Annotated in this window: 6 protein-coding genes; 5 read left to right on the top strand and 1 reads right to left on the bottom strand. The window is 73.6% G+C overall.

Annotated features, from left to right (window positions below):
- The first annotated feature begins 461 nt into the window (after positions 1–461).
- From ACWDSL_RS49895 to ACWDSL_RS49880, 4 genes are all read left to right on the top strand, one after another.
- The gene (locus tag ACWDSL_RS49895) at positions 462–3,758 is read left to right on the top strand and encodes an amidohydrolase family protein (protein ID WP_450495975.1); all 3,297 of its coding nucleotides are present in this window, start codon (positions 462–464) and stop codon (positions 3,756–3,758) included.
- A 76-nt stretch (positions 3,759–3,834) separates the two neighbouring features.
- Positions 3,835–4,680, top strand: coding sequence for an inositol monophosphatase family protein (locus ACWDSL_RS49890; RefSeq protein ID WP_450495973.1), 846 nt, complete (start codon positions 3,835–3,837; stop codon positions 4,678–4,680).
- Between the two features lie 61 nt (positions 4,681–4,741).
- Entirely contained in the window at positions 4,742–6,151 is a 1,410-nt protein-coding gene (locus ACWDSL_RS49885) for a phytoene desaturase family protein (protein ID WP_450495977.1), read from the top strand.
- A gap of 101 nt (positions 6,152–6,252) precedes the next feature.
- Complete coding sequence (locus tag ACWDSL_RS49880; RefSeq protein WP_450495971.1) at positions 6,253–6,699, top strand: nitroreductase family deazaflavin-dependent oxidoreductase; 447 nt, start codon at positions 6,253–6,255, stop codon at positions 6,697–6,699.
- Between the two features lie 2 nt (positions 6,700–6,701).
- On the opposite strand, the gene ACWDSL_RS49875 is transcribed toward ACWDSL_RS49880, so the two are convergent.
- A complete protein-coding gene (locus ACWDSL_RS49875; RefSeq protein WP_450495969.1) occupies positions 6,702–7,634 on the bottom strand; it encodes a LysR family transcriptional regulator in 933 nt (310 codons plus the stop codon).
- Positions 7,635–7,731: 97 nt separating this feature from the next.
- On the opposite strand from ACWDSL_RS49875, the gene ACWDSL_RS49870 reads away from it, so the two are divergent.
- Entirely contained in the window at positions 7,732–8,652 is a 921-nt protein-coding gene (locus ACWDSL_RS49870; RefSeq protein WP_450495967.1) for a PhzF family phenazine biosynthesis protein, read from the top strand.
- The last annotated feature ends 68 nt before the right edge of the window (positions 8,653–8,720 follow it).

Below are 8,720 nucleotides of genomic sequence, written 5' to 3'. Positions count from 1 at the left end.
GGTGACTTTATTTCAGACCTGTTCTCTTCCGTTCGGCGTCGCGACGCCCGGCACGGCCGCTCGCGGCGTTGCCGAAACGCCCTAGTAGCTCCGCTACGAGGACCTTCCGGCGCCTTGCGATCGACCGCACCGGACGCCGCTCCTTCTCCCGATCCCTACCGCACCCCAGGCCGTACCGAGCCGCAGGCCCTGGGGAGCTTCGGGGTCGTACAGCAGAGCGCGCATCGCGGTCGCGTCCTTTCCGGTCGGTTGGTCCGGCGCTGGGTCGGCGCCGCCGCGTTTCACGCTGCCTCCGGGATGCGACCGCTGTCCAAGACCTCCTGTTATAGCCATCCGTTATCGGGGTGGCAGGCCGGAGACGCGATTAAGTTCAGGTAACACCTATTTCCGGGGGCTGTTCCTCCGCTTGACCGTGCCTTTAGGTTCGGCAAGATCGTGATCTTCAAGTGGAGGGTACGGCTGTGGGCATATCGCGCAGAAAGCTCATCCGGCGCGGCGGACAGGCCGCGGCTGGAGCCGGGAGTCTGTGGCTGGGTGGCCAGTTGACCGGGCTCGCCACGGTGGCGAACGCGGCCGAGAACACGGAGAACACCGAGCAGGCCGAGAACGCCGCGGACGGCGCCACCCGGCGGATCACCGTCACCCAGGCGACCAACGCCTCCGCCGCGCTCTCCCCGGACGGCCGGACCGTCGTCCTCGATCTGCTCAATCTGCTCTGGACCGTCCCGGCCGCCGGCGGCGAGGCCACCCGGCTCACCGGTATCGACCAGGAGGCGACCGAGCCCGACTTCTCGCCCGACGGCCGCCACCTGGTCTACCAGTCGTACACCGACGGCAACTTCCACCTCTGGCTCGCCCGTGCCGACGGCACCGGGGCGCGCCGGCTGACCAAGGGCAGTGCCGACCACCGCGAGCCGCGGTTCTCCCCGGACGGCAAGCGGATCGCCTACGCGGGGGAGGCCGACGGCCGGTACGCGATCCACGTCCTCGACCTCGACAGCGGTGCCGCCAAGGTGTGGGCGCCGAGCGCGGACGCCACCGTCCAGCAGGCGCAGCCCTTCTGGCGCCCCGACGGAAAGGCGATCGCCTTCACCTCCGGCAAGGGTGACGCCCCGCAGAGCGTCGTCCAGGTCGACGCCGACGGCAAGCGCACCACGCTCGCCACCGTCACCGAGGGGCGGGTGGCGGGCCCCTCCTTCTCGCCGGACGGCGCCCGCTTCGGCTATGTCCACCTCGGCTCGGCGGGCACCGCCCTCGTGGTCGACGGCGAGACGGTGTCGGACGCGGAGGAGGACGTGTTCCCGTTCGCGGCCCGCTGGCCTTCCGCGGACGAGGTGTTCTACACCGCCGACGGCAAGATCCGCCGCAGAAAGCTCTCCGGAGGGCCCTCCGGAGGCACAACAAAGGCCAAGGAAGCGAAGGACATCGCCTTCGCCGCCCATCTGACCGTCCCCCGCGTCCAGGAGCGGCCCGCCGCACCCGACAGCGACGCGGCCCCGGCCTCCGCCTCCCCCCGCCCCGTCAAGGGCATCGTCTCCCCGTCCCTCTCCCCGGACGGCGAACGGATCGCCTTCGCCGCGCTCGGTGACATCTGGATCGGAGCCGTCAACCCGCCCAGGGGCAAGGGTTCCGCGCCCAAGGCCGTGGTCTCCGACGGACATCTGAACACCGACCCCGCCTGGTCCCCCGACGGCTCCACCCTCGTCTACGTCAGCGACCGAGGCGGCGCCGCCGACCTGTGGGCGTACGACATCGCCGACGGCACGACCCGCCGGCTGACCGACCTCCAGGACGCGGCCTCGGGCCCGGCGTTCAGCCCCGACGGCGCGAGCGTCGCCTTCGGCCTCGGAGCGGGCACCCTGCACACCGTGGACGTGGCCACCGGCGCCGTACGCAAGGTCGCCGGCCCGCTCAACTCGCCCGGCAGGCCCACCTTCTCCGCCGACGGCAGCAAGCTCTCGCTGGCCGCCCTGGCGCCCGTCACCGCCCGCTACCGCGAGGGCTTCAACCGCGTCCTGACCGTCGACCTGGCCAGCGGCGAGGCGCACTACGACGACCCCGTCCCCGGCAAGTCCCTGGTCAACCGCATCGACGCGGGCCCGGTCCACTCGCCCGACGGCAAGCACACCGCGTACATCGTCGGCGGCACCCTGCACCTCAGCGCGCTGGACGCCGCCGGGCGGCCGACCGGGACCGCGCGCCGGCTGAACGACGAGACCGCCGACGCCCCCAGCTGGAGCGCCGACTCCCGCTCGCTGCTCTACCTCTCCAATGGCCGGCTGCGCCTGGCCGACGCCCGTACGGGCCGCGCGCGGACCGTCCCGGTCAAGCTGACCTGGCGCCCAGCCAAGCCGACCGGCCGCACGGTGGTGCAGGTGGGCGCGGTGTGGGACGGCACGGGCGAGACGCTGCGCCACGACGTCGACATCGTCATCGAGGGCGACCGCATCAAGTCGATCGTGGCGCGCGGATCGGTCCGCGCCGGGGGCGGTGGCCGTACCGTCGACGCACGCCACCTCACCGCCCTGCCCGGTCTGATCGCCGTCCACGAACACGGCCCCTGGCAGCGGGCCGACACCATGAAGCTGTGGCTGTCGTACGGTGTGACGGCGGTCCGCTCGCCCGGCACCGCCCACTACGCGGCCGTCGAGGCCAAGGAGGCCACCGCCTCCGGGCGCCGCGTCGGCCCCCGGGTCTTCGCGGCGGGCGATCTGATCGACGGCTCGCGCATCTACTACTCCTCCGGCCGCCCCATCACCGACACCGAGGAGCTGGAGCGCGAACTCGCCAAGGCCGAGGCGCTGGGCCACGACCTGGTCAAGACGTACGTACGGCTGCCGTACGCGATGCAGCGCGCCGCCGTCCGCGGCGGCCACCGGCTCGGGCTGCGCGCCACCTCGCACTACCTCTTCGGCCCGCTCGGCTTCGGCGCCGACGGCACCGAGCACCTGGGCGGCACCAGCCGCTACGGCCGCCGCCAGAAGGAGACCCACCTCGGCCACGCCTACGACGACATGACCGAGCCCCTGATCGCCTCCGGTATGGCCTTCACCCCGACCTTCGGGCTGTCCGGCGCCGGTCTGCCCGCCACCCGGGCGGCGCTCTACCGCTATGCCGAATGGGCGGTCGGCGACCGGCGGCTCACCTCGCTGATGAGCGAGGCGGAGTACGAGGAGTTCCGCGGCGGCGTGGCGGCGGCGCAGCAGACCGTCCCCACCGACCTGCTGGCCTTCGTCGCCCGGCACGGGGCGACGGTGCGCAGGCTGCTGGAGGGCGGGGCGCACGTCGGGGTGGGCACCGACAGCCCGCTCGTACCCCCGGCCATTTACTACCACCTCAACCTCCAGGCCATGGTCCGCTATGGCGCCACCCCCCACCAGGCGCTGCGCTCCGCCACCGCCGAGGGCGCGCGGGCGCTGGGCATGAGCACGCGGATGGGCACCCTGGAGCCGGGGAAGCTCGCCGACCTGGTGCTGGTCGAAGGCGACCCGCTGAGCGACATCCGCGCGGCCGCGGCGGTGCGGAGCGTGGTGCTGGGGGGTGTGGTGCACTCGGTGGACGACCTGGTGAGCGGGAAGTCCTCGGGCGCGGCGGCGGGCGTACGAGGCGCGGCGGCCACGGGAAGCAGCGCCACCGTACGCAGCGCCGCGTCCGTACGCAGCGCGGCTGCGCCGAGCATGGCCGACGTACCGCAGGGCCCCGCCCGCGAGCGCTACTGGTGGCACCAGGAGGAGCACGCCCACCACAGCTGCTGCTGAGGCCGTTCACGCGGCGGCCATTCTGTGGCCGCCGCCCGGTCACCGGCCGTCGCCGGGACATGGTTCCATGAGGAGCATGTTCGAGCAGTTTCTGGTCTCCGGTGCACTGTCCGATGTCGAGGAGGCGGTGCGCAAGGCGGCCGCCGCCGAGGTCATGCCGAGGTTCCGGCAGCTCGCCGACCACGAGATCGTCGAGAAGAACGGCCCGCACGACCTGGTGACGGTCGCCGACCGCCAGGCCGAGGAGCAGCTGACCGCCTCGCTCACCGCGCTGCTGCCCGGCTCGGCAGTGGTGGGCGAGGAGGCCGTACACGCCGACCCGTCCGTGCTCGGCGCGCTGGGCGGGGACGCGCCGGTGTGGATCGTCGACCCGGTCGACGGCACCCGGCAGTTCGTCCACGGCGACCCGGGCTTCGCGATGCTGGTCGCCCTCGCCCACCGCGGCGAGCTGCTGGCCTCGTGGACCTACGCCCCGGCGCTCGACCTGATGGCCGTCGCGCGCCGCGGCGGGGGAGCGGTGCTGAACGGCGAGCCGATACGCGCCGGCCACCCCGACCCCGGCAAGGAGCTCGAAGTCGCCATCTCGCACTACGACTTCACCACGGACACGGAGAAGCGCACCCTGTCCGTCCTGCGGACACCAGGTGTCGCGCCGCGCCCGTGCGGCTCGGCCGGCCTTGAGTATCTGAACGTGGCCCGGGGCCTGCTGGACGCGACCGCCTTCACCTGGGAGAACTCCTGGGACCACGCCGCCGGGCTGCTGCTGGTCGACGAGGCGGGCGGCGCGAGCGCGACGGTGGCCGGCGATCCGTTCCGTATCACGGGCGGAAACGCGCTTCCTTTCACCGCGGCGCGGGACGCGGCGACCGTACGGCATATCCTGGGCCTGCTGGGCGCCCCGGCCGACCGGGCCGCCGGCTGACCGTTCCTCAGAATGCTTCAAGTATTCCTCAGCACGGGGAGGGAGACCCGACGTGCCGTCCATGCTCGACGCGGTCGTGGTGGGTGCCGGGCCGAACGGGCTGACCGCGGCCGTCGAACTGGCCCGCCGCGGCTTTGCGGTGGAGATCTTCGAGGCCGCCGGGACGATCGGCGGCGGCGCCCGCACCGAAGAGCTCACCCTCCCCGGCTACCGGCACGACCCCTGCTCCGCGGTGCACCCGCTGGGCATCGGCTCCCCGGCCTTCCGCGCCATGCCGCTCGCCCGGCACGGCCTGGAGTGGCTGCACCCCGAGCTGCCGCTGGCCCACCCCTTCCCGGACGGCACGGCCGCCGTCCTGGCCCGCTCGGTCGGCGAGACGGCCATGTCGCTGGGCCCGCGCGACGCCGGTACGTACCGTCGGCTGATCGCCCCGTACATCGGCAGGTGGGACAACCTCGCCCGTGACTTCCTGCGCACCGCGTGGGACGGATTGCCCGCAGACCCGGTGACCTGGGCGCGCTTCGGACTGCACGCCGCGCAGCCCGTCACTCTCCTCAGCCGCCGCTTCCGCGACGAGAAGGCGCGCGCGATACTCGCGGGGATGGCGGGCCACGCCATCTCGCCGACCAGCGGTATCGGCACGGCAGGCCTCGCGCTGTTCTTCGCGCTCGCGGGGCACGCCGTCGGCTGGCCCGTCCCGCGCGGCGGCTCGCAGTCGATCTCGGACGCGCTCGGGTCGTATCTGCGTGAGCAGGGCGGCGCGATCCACGTGGGCGTGGAGGTCAAGCGGCTGGACGAGCTGCCGCCCGCCCGCGCGTACATCTTCGATACGTCGCCCACCGCCCTGGCCCGGATCGCCGGGCTCGGCAACGCGTACCGCCACTTCCGCTACGGGGCCGGCGTCTTCAAGATCGACTACGCCCTGGACGGCCCGGTGCCCTGGACCGCGCCGGAGGCCCGGCGCGCCGGCACCGTCCACGTCGGCCCCACCGCCGGTGAGATCGGCGCCGCGCTGCGGGCCGCCACGGGCGGGCACGCCCCCGACGTCCCCTTCCTGATCACCGCCCAGCCCAGCGTGGTCGACGACTCGCGCGCCCCGGCGGGCAAGCATGTCTTCTGGGCGTACGGCCATGTCCCGCGCGGCTGGGACGGGGACGCCACCGAGGCCATAGAGCGGCAGATCGAGCGCTTCGCGCCCGGCTTCCGGGATCTGGTGCTCGCGCGGGCCGTGGCCGGGCCGCCCCAGATCGCGATGCGCAATGCGAACTACGTGGACGGCGACATCGCGTGCGGCGCCTTCGCGGGCCTGCAGACCGTGATCCGCCCCAAGCTGGCGCGCGTCCCGTACGCCACTGCCCACCCGTCGGTCTTCCTGTGCTCCTCGGCCACCCCGCCGGGGCCCGGGGTGCACGGCATGTCCGGGCACCACGCGGCGCGCGCGGTGTGGCGGCGGCTGCGCGGCCGGGGCTGACCCGGGCCCGCTCCGGCCGCGCTGGAATGTCGGGGCGGCGGCCGGGCGTTGGATACTGCGAGAGGGCCAGTCACGAGTCGTTCGACGATGGGACGGAAGCCATGCCTCTGCAGGGCGAGTACGAGCCGAGCCCCGAGAAGTGGGTACGCGATCAGGTCGAGCAGATCGAGAGCTCCGGTGGCACCAAGGGGATGTCGATCCGGGGGCTGCCGGTCATCCTCCTGACCACCCGGGGCGCCAAGTCCGGCAAGATCCGCAAGAGCCCGCTCATGAGGGTCGAGCACGGGGGCAGCTACGCCGCGGTCGCCTCGCTGGGCGGCTCCCCCAAGAACCCCGTCTGGTACTACAACGTCGTGGCCGACCCCCGGGTCGAGCTGCGGGACGGCACGGCGAGCCGGGACATGACGGCCCGGGAGGTCCACGGGGAGGAGAAGGCCCAGTGGTGGGCGCGGGCCGTGGAGGCGTACCCCGACTACGCGGACTACCAGCAGAGGACGGACCGCCAGATCCCGGTCTTCGTCCTGGAGCCCACGGCCGAGGACCACTGACGTCAGTGTGCGGAGGGCGCTGACGCGGGGCCGGGGCCGGGGCCGATCAGGCGGGTCAGCTCATCGGCGACCACCTGGCCCGCGGGCGAGATCCAGCGCCTGCGGTGCCGGGTGAGCTGGACCGGTACGGGCGGCACCGGCGGACCGTCGACCCGGGCCAGGAGCCCGTCGCGCAGCTGCCGCTCCAGGGTCGCCTGCGGCAGCAGCGTGAGCCCGAGCCCGGCGGCCACACAGGACCGGGCGGCCTCGATGCTGCCGAACCGGGTCAGCCGGGGCCGCGCGTCGGGGAGCGCGAGCAGGGAGCGCACCAGCCGGTCGCTGTACGAGCAGCCCTCCTCGTGGACGAAGAAGCTCTCGTCGGCCAGCTCCGGCCACCCCGCCTCGCGCCCGGCCAGCCGGTGGCCGGGCGCGGCCACGTACACCAGCGGCTCGTACGCGATGGGCTGCGCGACCAGGTCGGCGGCCTCGACCTCCGGCTCCAGGAGAAGCGCCAGGTCGAGCCGTCCCGAGCGCAGCCCCTCCATGGCCGCGGCGGTGCCGGCCGCGTGCAGATGGACGTCCACGCCCGGGTGGGTGCGCCGCAGCGAGGCGATCACCCGGGGCAGATGCGATGAGCACAGCGACTCGCCCGCGCCGAGGGCCACCTGGCCCTCCACCGCCCCGTCCGCCCCCGCGCCGTTCCCCGCCGCCGCGGTCGCCCGCAGCCGGGCCTCGGCGTCCAGCACCCGCTCGGCCTCTTCGAGCAGCCGCCGTCCGGATGGGGTCGGGGTGGTGCCGGCGGGCAGCCGGTCGAACAGGCGCGTGCCGAGCTCCCGCTCCAGCGAACGGATCTGGACGGTGACGGTGGACTGGGCGAGGTGCAGCTCGGTGGCCGCGGCGGTGAAGCTGCCGGTGCGGGCCAGGGAAACGAAGGTGCGCAGAAGTCTGGTGTCCATCAGGACCTCAGCCTAGCTGGGGATATCGGGGTTCTCGATGGGAGCGAGCGAAAAGAATCGTTGGACGCGATGGGTGGCCCGGTGAAACGGTATCCCCATGACCGCACACACGGCACCCACCGCAGACAGCACGTCCACTGAGAACGACGACCAGGTCCTGCGCTACTCCGCCTTCACCACCGACCCCTCCGGCGGCAACCCCGCCGGCGTGGTGCTCGACGCCACGGCGCTCGACGACGCCGAGATGGTGGCCGTCGCCGCCCGGGTCGGCTACTCCGAGACCGCGTTCATCACGGCGCGGGACGAGGCCGCGCGCCGCTACGGGCTGCGCTACTTCAGCCCCCGCGCCGAGGTGGCGTTCTGCGGACACGCCACGATCGCCACCGCCGTCGCGCTCGCCGAGCGCATCGGCCCGGGAGAGCTGGTCTTCGACACGATGGCGGGCGAGATCCGCGTGGCGACGACGTTGGACGAGGGGGCGGAGGGGGACGGCGGGGCCCCGCAGGCCACCCTCACCAGCGCGCCCACGCACTCCCGCCCGGCCGACGAGACCCTGACCGAGCAGGTGCTGAAGGCCCTGCGCTGGACGCGGGACGACCTGGACCCGGCCCTTCCGCCGCATATCGCCTTCGCGGGCAACGACCACCTCGTTCTCGCCGCGGCCACCCGCGAGCGGCTGGCCGCCCTGGACTACGACTTCGACGCGCTGGAAGAGCTGATGCGGGTCCACGGGTGGACCACGGTCCACCTGGTGTGGCGCGAGGCCGCGGACCGCTTCGACTTCCACGCCCGCGACCCGTTCCCGCCCGGTGGCGTCGTGGAGGACCCGGCCACCGGCGCCGCGGCCGCCGCCTTCGGCGGCTATCTGCGGGCGCTCGGGCTGGTGACGGAGGAGACCAGGGTCCGGATCCGGCAGGGCGAGGACATGGGGCGGCCCAGCGATCTCCTCGTCGACATACGCCCCGACGAGGAGCGGGTGCGGGTCACGGGCCGGGCGGTGGCGATCCCGGGAGCGTAGGGGTGCGCCCGGCATCTGAGTTTGCGGTGAGTATGAGACAGCGACACGCCGACGGGACGGCGTGTCGC

Source organism: Streptomyces sp. NPDC000941 (genome assembly GCF_053599555.1).
The sequence above is the reverse complement of the archived record's forward strand: the minus strand, read 5'-3'. Positions and strand labels throughout refer to the sequence as shown.

What these genes read in the sequence shown, in the direction of transcription:
- ACWDSL_RS49890 (WP_450495973.1), top strand. Translation starts at nt 3,835, where the DNA reads ATGTTCGAGCAGTTTCTGGTCTCCGGTGCACTGTCCGATGTCGAGGAG.
- ACWDSL_RS49885 (WP_450495977.1), top strand. Translation starts at nt 4,742, where the DNA reads ATGCTCGACGCGGTCGTGGTGGGTGCCGGGCCGAACGGGCTGACCGCG.
- ACWDSL_RS49880 (WP_450495971.1), top strand. Translation starts at nt 6,253, where the DNA reads ATGCCTCTGCAGGGCGAGTACGAGCCGAGCCCCGAGAAGTGGGTACGC.
- ACWDSL_RS49875 (WP_450495969.1), bottom strand. Translation starts at nt 7,634, where the DNA reads ATGGACACCAGACTTCTGCGCACCTTCGTTTCCCTGGCCCGCACCGGC.
- ACWDSL_RS49870 (WP_450495967.1), top strand. Translation starts at nt 7,732, where the DNA reads ATGACCGCACACACGGCACCCACCGCAGACAGCACGTCCACTGAGAAC.